Source organism: Rhodococcus sp. 14-2483-1-1 (assembly GCF_002259335.1).
In the GTDB taxonomy this organism is placed as follows: domain Bacteria; phylum Actinomycetota; class Actinomycetes; order Mycobacteriales; family Mycobacteriaceae; genus Rhodococcoides.
This window is the reverse complement of record NZ_NPFX01000003.1, coordinates 36,684-51,278: the sequence shown is the minus strand read 5'-3', so window position 1 is coordinate 51,278 and position 14,595 is coordinate 36,684. Positions and strand designations below refer to the sequence as shown.

The following is a 14,595-nucleotide window of genomic DNA, read 5'->3' as shown; positions in this document are numbered from 1 at the left end:
TCGAACTCGCTGATTCATCGCGGCGCGCACCTTCCCGTTTCCTGGCCGATGAGCGGCGTGGTCAGCCCTCGGCCGTCGGGTGTATCGATCTTCAACTTGATGCCGCACAGGTAATAGTTGAAGAAGTTTCCGTACGCGCCGAGCCGACTGAGCGCAGCGTAGGTATCGGGCAACCGGGAGACGACGCTACCGATCGTCTCCTTCTCCGAATCCAGTTGAGCAGCAGTGCGACCGAGCTCGTCGAGCGTGGACTTCAGCGGCGGTCTGGCCACGGTGAGCAGGTCCGCCACCGTGGCCGATGACGAATCGATATCGTTCAGTGCCGTGCCCCACGCGGCGCTGTCGGTGGCCAGGCCGGACGCCAGATTCTGGGCACGATCGAGTGCTGTGGACACGACGTCCTTCTGGTCTGCCAACGTCGTCAAGGTCGTGTCCAGGTTGGTGATCACCCGTCCGATCACCTCGTCTCGATCGGCGAGGGATGTGGTCAGTGTGGCGGTATGGGCGAGCAGGGATGCGATCGATCCGCCCTGACCCTGCAGTGTCGCGACGAGTTCTGCGCTCAGATCGTTGACCTTCGAGGGATCGACGGCCTGGAAAAGTGGCTCGAAGCTGCCGATGAGTTGGTCCAGATCCAGTGCGGGTGAGGTTCGTTCGAGTGGAATAGTGGCACCCTCGTCCATCGGAACCGCATCCCCGGGTCCGTCCGCGAGTTCGAGATAGCGGTCGCCGACGAGATTCTGGTAGCGCACGGTTGCGGTCGTGGACGACGTCACGACGTAACCTGCACCCACGTCGATGCCGACCGCCGCGCGATCGTTGTCGACGATGGTGACGTCGCCGACCTTGCCGACTTCCACGCCTGCAACTCGTACGAAATCTCCACTGCGAAGGCCGGATGCACTGGTGAAGACTGCCCGGAACGAGGCTGTCGATTCGAATCTGACCTGTCCGAACACGACGACCAGGCACGCGAGCACGACGGCCATCACCACCACGAACACGATCAGCTTGATCGTCGTGGATGTGCGGCTCATCGGGTCCCGCCCGGTGCGGCGAGTCCGCCGGGCAGAAAGTCCAGTAACGAACTCGGTGACAAGACCGGGCCGGTATTGCCGGCACGGAACGGGTTCGATCCGGTGTCGGCAACCACGTACGGGGTCGGTACGGCATCGTTCGGCACGTTGGGCAATGCGCCGCATCGCGGTCCACCGGACGCCGCTACTCGGGGCAGGTCCGACTCGTACTCGTACGGCGGTATGCCGAACAGCACGGTGCTGTTGAGCAACATGGTGCGTCCATTTCCGCCGGAAACTTCCTCGGCACCGACCCGGGCGCGGTCCGCTCCCTGTAGGAAACAGGTGAACTCGGGCGAATACTCCTCGAGCAGTTCGGTTGTCGGCTTCAACTCGTGCACAGTGCTCGAGATGCCTGCAGCATTGTCCGTCAGCACCGTATTTCCCACCTCGGCCATTCCGATCACGCCGAGCAGCACGGCGTCGAGACTGTCGGTGGTGTCGACGAGCGTGCGCCCGGTCGTCGTCAGGTTGTTCAGGTTCGTCAGCAGATCCGGTGCTGCGTCGGCCAACATCTCGGTTGCGGTCGCTCCCGATGCGATGTCGCGCTGCAGCGTCGGAACCCGAGGTTCGACGGCGGCGAGCAGTGCGTTCGTCTCGTCGAGGGTCAGCCCCAGATCGCTACCGCGCCCACTCGTTGCCGTGGCCAACGAGGTCAGCGTCGCGTTCAGCTTGTCCGGTTCCACAGCCGCCAGCACCTCGGTCAGGGTCTCGAACACGGTGTTGACCTCCACTGTCACCGAGGATGATTCGACGACCGCGCCCGACACGATCGGTGTGGTCGATGGACTGGCAGGCTCGGTGAGCGTGACGAACTTCGACCCGAAGATCGTGGTAGCGGCAATCCGGGCCTCGACGTTCTCCGGAATGGACTGTGCTGCAGCGCCGTCGAGGCGAAGCTCGACGACCGCGCCACCTGGAACCTGGCGGACGGCGTCCACCGTTCCCACTTCCACGCCGTGCATCTTCACCAAGGCCCCCGGTTGCATCACGAGGCCGCTCCGATCCGACTGCAGTGTCACCCTGGTCGGTGGACGGACGGCATCGCCCACCGCGCCGGTGAAGGCGAAGTAGGTGGCCGCCACTGCGAGAACGAGCAGTGCGGCCATGATCACGGCAGCCACACGGGGTGCAGCCGATCCGATCCGGTGTGTGTGGTTCATCGTCACCCCGCCAGGTGTACTGATCGGGAATTACCGTAGAGGGCAAGCGAAATCATCAACGTCACCATCACGACGGTGATGAGCGAGAGTCGGACGGCGCGACCGGTGGCAGTTCCCACTCCTGCCGGCCCACCGGTGGCCGTGTAGCCGTAGTAGGTGTGGATGAGCATGACGGCAGCCGCCATGACGAAGACCTGCAGGAAGGACCACAGGACGTCCGAGGGGACGAGAAACGTCGAGAAGTAGTGGTCGTAGACGCCGCCGGATTGTCCGAGAACGACGACTGTGGCGATTCGGCTGGCCAGAAACGAGGTGATAAGTGACAAGGAGTACAGGGGGAGAACAGCGAGCATGCCTGCAAGCACCCGCGTTCCGACGAGATACGGCACGGATTTGATGGCCATGACCTCGAGCGCATCGATCTCCTCGCTGATGCGCATCGCACCCAATTGCGCTGTGGTGCCTGCGCCGATAGTTGCCGCCAAGCCGACGCCGGCAGTGATCGGAGCTACCACACGAACGTTGACATACGCGGCGAGAAAACCGGTGAGGGCATCGACACCGATATTCCCCAGGGAGTCGAATCCCTGGACTGCAACGGTAGCGCCGGCGAACAGCGTGAGGAATCCCAGCACGACGATGCTTCCACCGACGGCCGCGAGAGCGCCTGTGCCGAGACTGATCTCGGCAAGTACGCGCAGGGTTTCGGCTCTGTAGTCACGTGCGGCTTTTCCGGTCGACGCGACGGCGCGTCCGAAGAACAGAGCGAGATCGCCCACGGTGTCGATTCCGCGGACAACGCTGCGGTACCGACGATTCACTCGGACGGCGACATCGAAGCCCATCACGTTCCTTACCGGTCGCTCAGTGCAAGGCCGACAGACGTCAGCGTGAGATTGACGAGAAACAAAGCAACGAAGGAGAATACGACGGTCTCGTTGACTGCCTCGCCTACGCTTCGTGGCCCTCCGACGGCGGACAGACCGCGGTAGCAAGCGATCAGTGCGGCCAGTAAACCGAACAATGCCGCCTTGATCTCGGACAGGATCAGCTCCGGTAGGCCGACGAGCAGGGTGATCCCGGATACGTAAGCACCTGGCGTGACGTCCTGGAGATACACAGAGAAGAAGAAGCCGCCCACGAGGCCGATGCTGCATACAGCTCCGTTCAACAGCGCCGCGATCATGGTGCAGGCAACGACACGAGGAACGACGAGCCGATGAATGGGGTCGATGCCGAGCACCTCCATCGCCGCCACTTCTTCACGGATGGTGCGCGATCCGAGGTCCGCGGCAATCGCTGTGGCCGCAGCACCGGCAACGACCAACACGGTCACCAGGGGACCGATCTGGGTCACCGCACCCAGTCCGGCCCCCGCGCCATTGAGATCGCTGGCTCCCAATTCCGATAGCAGTGAGTTGAGTGTGAACACGACCAGAACCGTGAAGGGGATCGACATCAAGATCGTGGGTAGAAGAGACACTCGGGCGATGAACCAGCTCTGGTCCACGAACTCGCGCCACTGGAAGTCTCTGCGTCCCAGTGCCACCGCGGTGTCGATCGAGAGGCCGTAGAACTCACCGACCGCCGACGTCGCCTTGGCGGTCGCGCGCGCTGCACTCCGAAGAGGCTGTGTCACTGGGTTATCCGATACTTCAGCATCATGTCGTGGTCCTCGTGGTCGAGGAGATGGCAGTGCCAGACGTAGCCCTGAAGGTCGCCCGTGGGTTCCGCGGAATGGTCCATTCCGTTGTGCACCTGATGCATCGGGCCGTGATCGACGCTGTGTTCGGGACTCGGTTCCTGCGCCGACGTACCGCCGGGGCGGGCGAAGGTGGCGTCGGGGTCGAAGCCCAATTCGTCGGCCGTCGGAAAACGAACGATGATGCGAGTGACCGTACCGCCGTCCACCCGGACCGTGTCCTTCCATCCGGCTTCCCACGGGGCAGGCGGGGTTGCGGGTCCGGCGAGAAACCCCTCCGGATCGGGAGTCCACTTTATTCCGACGGCGGGTTGTGGATTTGCCACCTGGTAATCGACGGTGCGCAGGGGAGTGCGGCTCAGGATCCTGAACGTGACGAGGTGGATGTGGATCGGGTGTGGATCGGGAGTGATGTTGACGATGTTCCACTGCTCGACCGTTCCGGGCCGAGGCATCTCGATATCCGGGTCGCTGTAGCGAAGATTGTTGAGCGACATGATGGCCGGTGGATTGCGCAGCGCATAGGGCTGGCTGACGGTGACGGTACGGATCTTCGTCGGCTGCTGGATCGGTGCGATCGGTGCCGGCCCTCGACCGCCGCGCAGCGATGTCGGTACCCCTCCGATGAATCCGCGCGCGGCATCCACCCTGAACCGACAGAACAGCGGCATGGTGACCGCACCGATGACGGCCGCTTGAAAGGGTGGGGCCTCGTCGTTTCGTAACTCGACCGTCTGGCCAGCGTCGTAGTCGGAGAAGTCCACGAGTACGTCGTATCGCTCACCCGGAGCAACTCTGATCGACGTCACAGGCACCGGGGCGTCGAGCAATCCTCCGTCGTTACCGATGACCCAGAACCTCATGTGGTTCTCGAAGTGCAGATTCCACACGCTGTACGACGCGGCGTTGATCATCCGAAAGCGATAGAGGCCTCGGGCAACGGTGAGTTCGGGCCAGATCATGCCGTTGACGAGCCCCACATCTCCGACGGCTCCACCTTCCCAGGAACCCTCGGGCACGATGCGAGTCGATCGGATGCTCAGGTGACCGTCCTCGCGAAAGATTTTCTCCTGCATGACCAGTGGCATTTCGAATTCACCGGCAGGCAAGCCGAGGGAATTGTCGGGGAGGCCGGTGTCGAATCGATCTCGCAGTAGGTACATACCGGCCAGGCCCGCGTAGACGTTGACCCGGGTGATGGCCATCGCGTGATCGTGATACCAGAGCGTTGCCGCTTCCTGGCCGTTGGGGAAGTGGTGGACGATGCTTCCTCCGGGGAGTGTGAGCTGTTCCGGATTGCCGTCGCTCTCGGGAGGAGTCACGCCGCCGTGCAGGTGCAGGGACATCGGGGTCGAGGTACGGAAACTGTCGGTCACACCGTGCAGCGAGGTGTCCATGTCCTGGGCCATGGGGTGCAGGGCCATGTTGTTGGAGAATCGGAGGGTCAGCGGGTCCTCGGCGTGCCCTTCGATGATGGGCCCGAGGTAGCCGGGTTGTGCGTTCGGTCCGCAGTGATAGGCCAGGGTAGGTACCTCGGGCATGTCCGCATGGAATCTGTGCATCGCAGACACCGCATCGACCGAGAGGTTCGATCCCGACACGGTCGGGAGTGTCGGTAGCGCATCTCGGAACGCAGTCACGTTGGGCGAGTGGAACAGCAGCGGACTCTCGAATGCGTTGTCGATGGGCGAGGTGAATGCGCGGGAGGCGCTGACGCCGCCGAGTGCCACTGCTGCGGCGCCGACACCCAGCGCTCGGAGAAGATTGCGGCGGGTCATGTCGTGCGCCATGTGTGAGGGGGCCTTTCGCGCCGGTCGAACGATGTGACACGCACCATACCGCACTGTATGGTGTGGTCAATCACTTTCACCGAAACCGCAGATGGAGGGCCCGATGAAACTGCGTGAGAACGCAGGTCGAGTGGCGCGGGTTGTCGTCGCGACCTCGTCGATCGTTGCCGCCGTCACGAGCTTCGGCGTTTCGGCCGCCGCTGCGTCCCCCTCGACGTGCGCCACGCCCACCGTCCTGGTGCACGATCTCGCATCTTCGGAGCGCGAGTGGGACGGGTGGCTCGACGAGCTGGGTGGCCGGGGTGTGTGCGCGTTCGCGTTCACCTACGGTGCCTCGGAGGCTTCGGTTCTGTTGCAGCAGAAGGGACTGGCGGTGGCAGGTCTGTCGAGAATCGAGGACTCGGCAATCGAGTTCGGAGCATTCGTCGGCTCCGTCCGCGAACGCACCGGGGCCGACCGAGTGCAGGTTCTCGCGCACGGTGCAGGCGGGTTGGTGGCGCAGCAGTGGATTGCGCACGCCGGTGCGGAGGACGTTCGCACGCTGGTGACCGTGGGGCCGCTGTGGAACGGGACCGATATCGCCGGTCTCGGCACGATCGCTGCCGTCAATCGGAGCCTCGGAATCTACGACGCTCTCGCCGTGGTAGAAAAGCCTCTGCTCGAACCGATCTGCGCCGCGTGCGGCCAGATCGTCGCCAACTCCGGGTACATGCACGATGCTGCTCGCACTGGGTGGGTGGTGCCGGGGGTGCGATATGTCAACGTGATGTCGCGGTACGACGGCCTGATGACCGACCCTCTGTCGGCAGCAGTACCCGGCAGTGAGAACGTGATCGTCCAGGATGTGGACCCGAGCGATCGGGCGAACCACCTGCAACTGATGAACGATCCACTCGTTCGTCGGTTGGCCCTCACCGCCCTTACCGCCCCTGCCGTCGGATGACGACTTCGGATCGTACGATCGAAGGGCGGTACGCCGCTCCGACAGCGAGGAGTTCACTCTGATGGCAGGCACACCCAGGTCGGCGTCGTCGCGACGTGCACCCGCAAAGAAGGCTGTGGGGGCAAAGGCCGGGACCAAACCGGCGCGTCGCGCAACACGCTTGTCGGTCGACGACTGGATCGACGCCTCGTTCGAGCTGATGGCCACCGACGGCGTCTCCGGTGTGAAGATCACCAAGTTGTGTGAACGCCTCGAGGTCACCAAGGGGAGCTTCTACTGGCATTTTGCCGATATCGACAAGCTGATGGAAGCGATAGCGGACAAGTGGTGCGACACTCAGAACGACACTGTTCGTGGACTGAAAGGCCTCGAGACCGTCGAGGTCGAGCAGCGTCTGCAGATCATGGCCGAACTGTTGATCGACCAACGAACCTGGGCTGTGGAGTCGGCTGTTCGGGACTGGGCTCGCAACTACGGCAAAATCGCCGACGCGGTGCGCGAACTCGACAATCGAATCTTCGAGGTCGTCCAGCGCTCGCTGCTCGATCTCGACTTCGACCCCGACGAGGCCCGGCTTCGGGCAGGCATTCTCGTGTACTCGGGCATCGGGTTCGTTCATGCGCGGGGCAGCCTGCCAACTCCATCGGCTGCGGAAGTTCATGCGATGTTCGAGCTGCTCACGCGCCATTGAAGCCGTATATCAGTACCATACTCAATGGTACTGTGAGTGGGTTGACTCCCACCACTCGACGGAGGCTGCTGTGCTCGGAGAAGACCCATCTGCTGACTCGAATGCACTGCCGCTGAGCGGGTTTCGCGTACTGGAACTGGGGAACTACATCGCCGGGCCCACCGCTGCACGCCTGCTCGCGGATTTCGGTGCCGAAGTGATCAAGGTGGAGCGCCCGGACACGGGCGACGAGACCCGTTCGTGGCGCCTGTATTCAGGGACCACCTCCATGTTGTTCAGAACGCTCAACCGCAACAAGAAGTCGATCGTGCTCGATCTCAAGACCGAAGAGGGTCGACGGTCCGTCCTCGACTTGGCGGCGACGTGCGACGTGGTGGTCGAGAACTTCCGCCCTGGAACACTGGAGAAGTGGGGCATCGGGCCGGACGCCCTCGATGCCGCCAATCCGAACGTCGTCCTCGTGCGCATTTCGGCGTTCGGGCAAACCGGGCCGCTGTCGAAACGGCCGGGATTTGCTGCAGTTGCCGAAGCGTACAGTGGATTTCGGGAGTTGGTCGGCGATCCCGACCGGCCGCCCGTTCGGGTCGGAGTGTCCATAGGCGACACGGTAGCCGCATTGTATGCAGGATTCGGAGCAGTGATGGCGTTGCTGCACAATCGTTCTCGGACCATCGAAGAAGGTCCGCTGCCGCTGTCGTCTCGGGTGATCGATGTTGCGCTGAGCGAATCCATGTTCTCGGTGCTCGAGTCACTGATTCCCGACTACCTGGCGTACGGTGTCGAGCGGCAACGTCTCGGCGGGCGGATGGAAGGGATAGCGCCGTCCAACGCTTACACGTGCTCGGATGGGTTGTCGATCGTTGTGGCAGGCAACGGAGACGCCATCTTCGTTCGCTACATGCTGGCGATCGGGCGTCCCGACTTGGCTACCGATCCCGAACTGTCCGGTGGTGCGGGCAGGTGGAAACGTCGAGACGAACTCGATGAGGCGATCGGTGCGTGGGCTGCAAAGGCGACTCGCGCCGAGGCGCTCGCAGTGCTCGACGCGGCGGAGGTGCCGAGCGGTCCGATCAATACAGCGGCCGATATCTGTACGGACGAGCAGATGCTCTCTCGCAACATGATTCAGCAGTTCCCTGTCGATACAGGTGGTCCTGACCCGGTCTCGGTGGGGTTTCCCGGCATCGTACCGGTAATCGGCGAGCGATCGGTGTCGATCCGCAACGTAGGACCTGAACTCGGTCAACACACCGACGATATTCTCGGTGAGTTGGCGAGCGCTCGAACAGATCTCGGTGGAGAGCAGGTCAATGGTGGTGTCCGCCGGCACCGTGCGTGACTGAGGAGGGGGCAGCGCCCTCGGCCGACACGACCCTCAGTCGTTGCATCATCTCGTTGTCCTCGTGATCGGTCAGATGGCAGTGCCACACGTACCCCTGCGCGGCGGCGCCGTCGGGGCCGGTGAACTCCGCGTCAGGATCGAATCCGAGTTCATCGGCTGTCGGCCATCGGACCAGAATTCGAGTGATCTGGTTCGGTGGGCATCGGACAGTGTCTTTCCATCCGGATTCGTACGGCGCGGGCGGTTCCGGGCTGTTCGTGGTGTACTCGTCGGCCGACGGTGTCCAGCGAGTACCCAGTAGCGGCGGTGGGTTCTCGGCCAGGTAGCGCACTTTGTCGAAGTCCTGGCGGCCGAGGACCTTGAACTGCACCAGGTGAACGTGCATCGAATGAACCTGAAAGGTGGCGTCCGCGTTCACGAAATCCCACTGCTCGGTGGTTCCCTGCACCGGCATGTCGAAATCGGACTGATCGAATCGCATGTTGTTCAGACTCATACCGAGGACACCGAGAAACGTGGGGTTCTCGGTGTTGGCGTTGACAGACAGCGTCGCTGTACGGACAGATTGTGGTGTCCCCGGAACAGCAGTGGCCGAGCGCCTCAGCGTGTGAGGGACGGTCCGCACCGGTGCCTGGCTCTCGCCGACGACGAAGCGCATCACGTCGCGGATCGCCATGGCGCCGTTGGCCTGTCCCGCGATCGATATCTGCATCGTGTTGACCAGATCGATGGCGGTTCCTGGCTCGGCACGGGAGAAGTCGATCAGAATGTCGTAGCGTTCGGCGGGCGCGATGTCCAGTTCGCCAACCATGACCGGGGCGTCCAGAAGTCCACCATCGCTACCGATCACCCAGAACGGCTCGCCGTTCGACAGTGCCAATCGGTAGTCGTTGAGTTGGCTCGAACTGATCAACCGAAAGCGATACACGCCTCGATCGATGTCGAGATAGGGCCACGCCTTACCGTTGACCACCATCACGTCCCCGCACAGTCCGCCCGCCCAGTGACCCTGCTGCACGGTCGGGGTGTTGTCGTAGCGCAACCGCCCGTCGTCGTAGAACAGTTTGTCGCACAACATCAACGGAATCTCACGAGTCCCCGACGGGAGCCCGAGCGGATTGTCTGCCTCACCGGTATCCCAGTCGTCACGAACGAAATAGGGTGCGGCCAGCCCGGAATAGATCGACAGACGACTCGTTCCCATCGAGTGGTCGTGGTACCACAGCGTAGTTGCGTCGAGATCGTTCCCGAAGGTCATCTCGACGCTCTGGCCGGGTCGAACGACAGACGTCGGATAGCCGTCGAACTCTGGGCGGTTGGGCGCTCCGTGAAGATGGACAGCCAATGGTGGCTCCGTGCGGTCGATTTCGAGGGCACCGTGCAAAGTGGTGTCGACGTCGGCCGCGAGCACGTGCGAGCGCAGATCGTTGACGAACCGCGTGGAGATGATCTCACCGCGCCGAACTTCCAGAATCGGACCCAGATGAGTGACGCCGTCGAATCCCCAGCTCGCAACTTCCGGTAGGTCACGGTGAAACCGGTGCTGGTGCAGTCCGGCGACGATGTCCCCGCCCAGGCGGCGGCGCGGCAGAATCGTCAGTGGGTCGACGAACTTGGTCAGGTTCGGAGACTTGTACGAGAACACCGAGATTCCAGGGATCGTCGGTTGGTCGTGCGCCCGCGACGGGAAGAACGGAGCCGTCGGGTCGGCGCTCGCACGCGAAAGCCATGCACCGCTTACGGTCCCTGCCACCACGGCTGCTGCGCTACCGAGCAGCCGTCGCCTGCTCGGCTGCCACTGTCGTTTCACCATCGGTTCCGTCCTCCCTGATCCAGACGGGAGTGACAATACAGTTCGGTACGGTATGGATTAGCTTTTCAGCTGAATGCCCGCTCCATACTCGCGTCCGACGGTGGTTCGGTCGTTCGATCAGGTAGACGACGTCTGACGTGGCGCCTTCGAAATTGGATGGGCTGCGGTCACAACCTCGCTGCGAGTCGGTGGTACGCCGCGTTCCATCGCAAGGTCTGCTGGAATCCGCGTGTGGTGGTGGTGGAGTCGATGGGGAGCAGCTCGACCCCGATCATGTCCGAGAACGCCTCCAGCACAGGCAGACCGATGGCCGTGCTCAGGACAGTGTGGTGGGGCGCGCCGGCTGTCAACCACGATTCTGCCGACACCGACAGTGACGGCTGCGGTTCCCACACTGCACACGCCACCGGCAGCTTCGGCAGTGCCTCGTCGGGTTCGACCACGTCGATCACGTTGGCCGTCAATCGGAATCGCTCACCGACGTCGGACAGCCCGACGACGACGCCGTGTCCTGGATCGGCGGTGAATCGCAACCGCACCGGATCCTCACGTCCGCCGATCGACAGCGGATGGATTTCCAGTGTGGGTCGCGACGTCGTGATCGATGGGCACACCTCCAGCATGTGTGCGCCGAGAATCTTCTCTTCTCCGGGCACCAGGTGGTAGGTGTAGTCCTCCATGAAGGACGTGCCACCGTCCAGCCCCTCGGCCATCACCTTCATGCCGCGCAACAACATCGACGTCTTCCAGTCGCCCTCGCCGCCGAAGCCGTAACCGTCGGCCATCAGCCGTTGCACTGCGAGTCCCGGCAACTGACGAAGCCCACCGAGATCCTCGAAGTTGGTGGTGAAGGCCTTGAATCCGCCGTCGGTCAGGAACTGCCGCATTCCGGCTTCGACGCGTGCACCGTATCGAAGGGAGTCGTGACGGTCCCCGTCCTTGTCCAGACTGGGGGCGATGTCGTACAGCGACCGATACTCGTCGACGAGTTCCGAGACTGCCGCCTCGCTGACACCGTCGACCACGTCCACGAGATCGTTGACGCCGTAAGTGTTCACGGAAACCCCGAAACGTAGCTGCGCCTCGACCTTGTCGCCCTCGGTGACCGCGACGTCACGCATGTTGTCGCCGAAACGAGCCAGCCGTAGCGACCGCAGCTCGGCCCGCCCGAGCGCCGCCCGCGCCCACTGCTCCGCCCGCGTCCGTACCGTCGGATTGTCGACATGGCCTGCGACGGTGGTCCGCAGTACACCGACCCTGGATTCGATGTGCCCGAACTCGCGATCGCCGTGCGCAGCCTGGTTCAGGTTCATGAACTCCATGTCGATCGTGGACCACGGCAACGACATTCCGGCTTGGGTGTGCAGGTGCAGCAGTGGGACGTCCAGGGCATCGAGGCCGGCGATCCACATCTTGGCGGGGGAGAAGGTGTGCATCCAAGTGACAACGCCGATGCAGTCGGCGGAGGCGTTGGCCTCGCGCATGCAGCGCAGGATGGACGAGGCGTCGAGCAGTACCGGCTTCCAGACGACCGACACCGGTAGTGCGTCGTCGAGTTTGTCTGCGATCTCACGTGATTGGACCGCTACCTGCTCGAGCGTCTCGGGACCGTAGAGGGCTTGGCTGCCGGTGAGAAACCATACTTCGGACATGGAGAATGTACCTTCCGTGGAAAGAGTGTGTGGCGCCGGTCAGCGCTGGCCGTAGACGTTCTGGTATCGGTCGTACAGTGCGTCGACCGAGGAGCTCGGAATGCGAAGTGGTTGTCCCAGTTGGTAAGACAGATGTACGGACCGTGCGACGTCCTCGCACATGACCGCCGCCTTCACCGCGGATCGAGCGTTGGGTCCCACTGCGAACACTCCGTGGTTCTGCATCAGGACGGCGGGAGACCGACTGCCGGCCAGGGTGTCGACGATGCCGCGGCCGATCGAGTCGTCGCCGATGACGGCAAAAGGACCCACTGGAATGTCTCCGCCGAATTCGTCCGCGCACATCGTGGTGACGACCGGAATGGGTTCTCCTCGAGCAGCCCACGCGACCGCATAGGGCGAATGAGTGTGCACCACACCGTTGATGTGGTCGAGGTGCCGATAGACGTACGCCTGTGCCTCGGTGTCCGAGGACGGCGCATGCTCACCTTCGACCACTCGACCGTGCAGATCGCAGACCACCATGTTGCCCGGTGTCAGATCGTCGTAGGAGACGCCGCTGGGTTTGATGACCATGAGATCTCGCCCGGGTACTCGCGCAGACACGTTGCCGGCCGTCCACACGACCAATCCGTAGCGCATCAGTTCGGCGTGCAATGCGCACACGTCTCTGCGGATCTCCTCGACGACTCCGCGAACATCGTCGACAACCGTCATTTCGATTCCAACTTCCTGGTCAGAGCAGCGCGTCGAAGTGATCGCAGCCGGCGCATCGTCGGTACGTCCCGACCGAAGCGATCGTGTAGTTCCAGATAGATCTCGTACAGCGAGTCGTAGGCCTTCGATCGGGACTCGTCCGGTACGAAGGCACCGCGGCGGACCTTGCCCATCGATTTGGACGCCACCGGCACGTCGGGATAGCAACCGGCGGCCACGGCGGCATGGATGGCGGAGCCGAGTGCGGGCCCTTGCGCGGAAGTGATGACGGACAACGGCATTCGCAGTACATCCGCGTAGATCTGCATCAGCAGTGGGTTGCGAGCCAGACCCCCGGCCACGACGAATTCCTCGACAGGAACGCCGCTGTCGCGAAACGTCTCGACGATGACGCGGGTTCCGAATGCGGTGGCCTCCAGCAGTGCGCGATAGGTGTCCTCGGGACGCGTGGCCAGTGTGGTTCCGATGACGAGTCCGGAGAGTTCGTGGTCCACCAGCACCGACCGGTTGCCGCTGTGCCAGTCGAGCGCGACCAGGCCGTGCTCGCCCACTTCTTGGGCAGACGCGAGCCGCGTCAGGTATTCGTGCACCGACTCCCCGGCGGCCGCCGCTGCTTCGGAGTACGACGCGGGAACCGAAGTGCGCGTGAACCATCCGAAGATGTCACCGACGCCACTCTGGCCCGCCTCGTACCCGTAGGAGCCGGCCACGATGCCGCCGTCGACGACGCCGCACATCCCGGGGACGTCGTTCAACACGGTCGAACTCATCACGTGGCAGGTGGACGTTCCCATGATGGCGACCATGCGACCCGACTCGACTGCGCCCGCGGCCGGTGCCGTGACGTGGGCATCCACGTTGCCGACCGCGACGGCGATTCCCTCGGGCAGTCCTGTCCATGCCGCAGCCTCGGCGGTCAACGTTCCTGCCCGCGAGCCCAGTTCGCCCAGAGGCTGATCGAGTTTGTCGGCGACGAATCCGGCGAAGCCGGGCGCGAGTTCGGTCAGGAAATCGACCGAAGGATATTTCCCGTCCTGGTAGATGCCCTTGTAGCCCGCGGTGCTTGCGTTGCGTACATAATTTCCGCACAGCTGCCAGACGATCCAGTCGGCCGCCTCGACCCACCGGTCCATGGCCTCGTAGATCTCGGCGTCTTCCTCGTGGATCTGCAGCGCTTTGGCGAATTCCCATTCCGAGGAGATCAAGCCGCCGTAGCGGGGGAGCCAGCTCTCGCCGCGTCGGGCGGCCAGTTCGTTGATGCGATCGGCTTGTCCCTGCGCTGCATGGTGTTTCCACAGTTTGACGTATGCGTGTGGTCGATCGGCGAATCGAGGGTCTTCGCTCAGCGGGGTGCCGTCCGCATAGGTGGGCACCATGGTGCATGCGGTGAAGTCGGTACCGATGCCCACCACCTGCTCCGGCGCGATTCCGGCGGCCGCGATCGCTGCGGGTACCGCATGGCGTAGGACGTCGCGATAGTCGTCGGGTACCTGCAGGGCCCAGGCGTCGGGCAGTCGGACTGTACTGCCGGGCAGAGTTTCCTCGAGCACGGCATGTCGGTATTCGTGTACGGCAGATGCTATTTCGGCACCGTCCGAGACGCGGACGACGACGGCACGGCCGGAGAGGGTGCCGTAGTCGACGCCCACCGTGTACTGGTCCACCGGCATGCAAATCTCCTTCACTGTGCCACCGACTGTGACGTG

12 protein-coding genes are annotated in these 14,595 nt (G+C 63.3%); 3 read left to right on the top strand and 9 right to left on the bottom strand.

What is annotated here, in order from left to right:
- Positions 1-14: 14 nt before the first annotated feature.
- From CH294_RS01950 to CH294_RS01930, 5 genes are read right to left on the bottom strand one after another with little or no spacing between them, the layout of a single operon-like run.
- Complete coding sequence (locus CH294_RS01950; RefSeq protein WP_037155552.1) at positions 15-1,037, bottom strand: MCE family protein; 1,023 nt, start codon at positions 1,035-1,037, stop codon at positions 15-17.
- Entirely contained in the window at positions 1,034-2,239 is a 1,206-nt protein-coding gene (locus CH294_RS01945) for an MCE family protein (RefSeq protein ID WP_094736848.1), read from the bottom strand. Before CH294_RS01945 ends, CH294_RS01950 begins: the two co-directional genes overlap by 4 nt.
- Before the next feature lie 2 nt (positions 2,240-2,241).
- The gene (locus tag CH294_RS01940; protein ID WP_094736847.1) at positions 2,242-3,084 is read right to left on the bottom strand and encodes an ABC transporter permease; all 843 of its coding nucleotides are present in this window, start codon (positions 3,082-3,084) and stop codon (positions 2,242-2,244) included.
- 8 nt (positions 3,085-3,092) lie between these two features.
- The gene (locus CH294_RS01935) at positions 3,093-3,878 is read right to left on the bottom strand and encodes an ABC transporter permease (RefSeq protein ID WP_094736846.1); all 786 of its coding nucleotides are present in this window, start codon (positions 3,876-3,878) and stop codon (positions 3,093-3,095) included.
- On the bottom strand, positions 3,875-5,731 hold the full coding sequence (locus CH294_RS01930; protein ID WP_094736845.1) for a multicopper oxidase domain-containing protein: 1,857 nt from the start codon (positions 5,729-5,731) through the stop codon (positions 3,875-3,877). Before CH294_RS01930 ends, CH294_RS01935 begins: the two co-directional genes overlap by 4 nt.
- A gap of 103 nt (positions 5,732-5,834) precedes the next feature.
- On the opposite strand from CH294_RS01930, the gene CH294_RS01925 reads away from it, so the two are divergent.
- From CH294_RS01925 to CH294_RS01915, 3 genes are all read left to right on the top strand, one after another.
- The gene (locus tag CH294_RS01925) at positions 5,835-6,674 is read left to right on the top strand and encodes a hypothetical protein (RefSeq protein WP_094736986.1); all 840 of its coding nucleotides are present in this window, start codon (positions 5,835-5,837) and stop codon (positions 6,672-6,674) included.
- A 61-nt stretch (positions 6,675-6,735) separates the two neighbouring features.
- Positions 6,736-7,365 carry a TetR/AcrR family transcriptional regulator gene (locus tag CH294_RS01920; RefSeq protein WP_037155557.1) on the top strand — a complete coding sequence of 210 codons (630 nt, stop codon included), beginning with the start codon at positions 6,736-6,738 and terminating at the stop codon, positions 7,363-7,365.
- A 70-nt stretch (positions 7,366-7,435) separates the two neighbouring features.
- The gene (locus tag CH294_RS01915; protein ID WP_249304985.1) at positions 7,436-8,704 is read left to right on the top strand and encodes a CoA transferase; all 1,269 of its coding nucleotides are present in this window, start codon (positions 7,436-7,438) and stop codon (positions 8,702-8,704) included.
- On the opposite strand, the gene CH294_RS01910 is transcribed toward CH294_RS01915, so the two are convergent.
- The 4 genes from CH294_RS01910 to araB all read right to left on the bottom strand — a co-directional run bounded on the left by CH294_RS01910 (position 8,673) and on the right by araB (position 14,559).
- Complete coding sequence (locus CH294_RS01910; protein ID WP_094736843.1) at positions 8,673-10,520, bottom strand: multicopper oxidase domain-containing protein; 1,848 nt, start codon at positions 10,518-10,520, stop codon at positions 8,673-8,675. The genes CH294_RS01915 and CH294_RS01910 overlap by 32 nt on opposite strands.
- A gap of 167 nt (positions 10,521-10,687) precedes the next feature.
- Positions 10,688-12,172: an L-arabinose isomerase gene (araA, locus tag CH294_RS01905; protein WP_094736842.1), complete on the bottom strand. Its 1,485-nt coding sequence runs from the start codon at positions 12,170-12,172 to the stop codon at positions 10,688-10,690.
- A gap of 39 nt (positions 12,173-12,211) precedes the next feature.
- On the bottom strand, positions 12,212-12,889 hold the full coding sequence (locus CH294_RS01900; RefSeq protein ID WP_032404135.1) for an L-ribulose-5-phosphate 4-epimerase: 678 nt from the start codon (positions 12,887-12,889) through the stop codon (positions 12,212-12,214).
- On the bottom strand, positions 12,886-14,559 hold the full coding sequence (gene araB, locus CH294_RS01895; RefSeq protein WP_094736841.1) for a ribulokinase: 1,674 nt from the start codon (positions 14,557-14,559) through the stop codon (positions 12,886-12,888). Before araB ends, CH294_RS01900 begins: the two co-directional genes overlap by 4 nt.
- Positions 14,560-14,595 lie beyond the last annotated feature (36 nt).

What these genes read in the sequence shown, in the direction of transcription:
- CH294_RS01950 (WP_037155552.1), bottom strand. Translation starts at nt 1,037, where the DNA reads ATGAGCCGCACATCCACGACGATCAAGCTGATCGTGTTCGTGGTGGTG.
- CH294_RS01945 (WP_094736848.1), bottom strand. Translation starts at nt 2,239, where the DNA reads ATGAACCACACACACCGGATCGGATCGGCTGCACCCCGTGTGGCTGCC.
- CH294_RS01940 (WP_094736847.1), bottom strand. Translation starts at nt 3,084, where the DNA reads ATGGGCTTCGATGTCGCCGTCCGAGTGAATCGTCGGTACCGCAGCGTT.
- CH294_RS01930 (WP_094736845.1), bottom strand. Translation starts at nt 5,731, where the DNA reads ATGGCGCACGACATGACCCGCCGCAATCTTCTCCGAGCGCTGGGTGTC.
- CH294_RS01925 (WP_094736986.1), top strand. Translation starts at nt 5,835, where the DNA reads ATGAAACTGCGTGAGAACGCAGGTCGAGTGGCGCGGGTTGTCGTCGCG.
- CH294_RS01920 (WP_037155557.1), top strand. Translation starts at nt 6,736, where the DNA reads ATGGCAGGCACACCCAGGTCGGCGTCGTCGCGACGTGCACCCGCAAAG.
- CH294_RS01910 (WP_094736843.1), bottom strand. Translation starts at nt 10,520, where the DNA reads ATGGTGAAACGACAGTGGCAGCCGAGCAGGCGACGGCTGCTCGGTAGC.
- araA (WP_094736842.1), bottom strand. Translation starts at nt 12,172, where the DNA reads ATGTCCGAAGTATGGTTTCTCACCGGCAGCCAAGCCCTCTACGGTCCC.
- CH294_RS01900 (WP_032404135.1), bottom strand. Translation starts at nt 12,889, where the DNA reads ATGACGGTTGTCGACGATGTTCGCGGAGTCGTCGAGGAGATCCGCAGA.
- araB (WP_094736841.1), bottom strand. Translation starts at nt 14,559, where the DNA reads ATGCCGGTGGACCAGTACACGGTGGGCGTCGACTACGGCACCCTCTCC.